We start from the raw sequence: 972 nt of genomic DNA on the forward strand, positions 1-972 counted from the left end.
GCATATGTACTCTATAGTCTATAAATAGTCTACACAAACTGAGTCTATTACCAAATCTTTCTTATATTCTATCTGTTTTAACCATTACTCTCAGTAAATTCGTTATGCATGTAGACCATTTGTGTTTTGTGTTCTACATATAGTTCATTATTTAGAGACTTTGAATAGGAGGTTCAAAAATGCCTGAGGAAACATTTTGGAAAATTAGCGATTTTGTAGAAACGTTAAAAACTCATCTGAACAATCAAAATATACATATTAATACAGTGGACGGTTGGTTTAAACGGTTAGAGAAAGAACGCATTCATTATATTAATCGTACTCTAGAAACCAATGAAAAGGTGTACGATGAATTAGATTTAAAAATTGCAATGTTTATAAAGAAGAGAAGGGAAGACAAGTGGGCCTTATCAGCGATTTCAAATGATCTCTCAAACTTTTTTGAGTTAAGACCATTCCCTGTAAAAAAAGAGAAACCTGCTCCATATGTAGACAATATGGAGACTTTGAAAAAACAGATAACAGAAGAAGTAAAGAAAACTTTTGAAGAAATGGCTACCGCAAAAGTCGAAGAGTTGAAAAGCCAATATGAACAGTTACTAAACGGGGTGCCCAAACCACCATCTATAGAAGAAAGAAAGAACCAAAGCTTTCAAGCGATGGTGATCCAGAGAAAGATAGAAAGTTCACTGGAAGAGGAGGCGAACCAGGCATGGTCCGACTTGCCTGAGGATCAACGCCTTAAGAGGGTGGGTTTTTTTAGAAAAGACATCGATTTGGAGAAAAAGGACCAGTTTGTCCGTACTTATATCAATGAGCGTTTTGTGGAACGGTTGAAAAAAGAAATAGAACTTGATAAATAAATAAGCCAAATAGTTAGTTCGTACTTCGCGAATCCCTAAAGGAATAGAAATACTACTAAATAAATTGAACGCTAATAACAAAAGCTAGTTTATGATTTTTATATACCGT

Annotated in this window: 1 protein-coding gene; it reads left to right on the top strand. The window is 34.4% G+C overall.

The annotated features are described in order from the left end of the window. The first annotated feature begins 179 nt into the window (after positions 1-179). The gene (locus tag N9I19_RS24925; protein WP_317779360.1) at positions 180-863 is read left to right on the top strand and encodes a MerR family transcriptional regulator; all 684 of its coding nucleotides are present in this window, start codon (positions 180-182) and stop codon (positions 861-863) included. Positions 864-972: the final 109 nt, after the last annotated feature.

Source organism: Peribacillus sp. CSMR9 (assembly GCF_033141925.1).
GTDB lineage: Bacteria > Bacillota > Bacilli > Bacillales > DSM-1321 > Peribacillus > Peribacillus simplex_A.

Bases quoted from the DNA above. Each gene is read 5' to 3' on its own strand.
- N9I19_RS24925 (WP_317779360.1), top strand. From the start codon at position 180: ATGCCTGAGGAAACATTTTGGAAAATTAGCGATTTTGTAGAAACGTTA.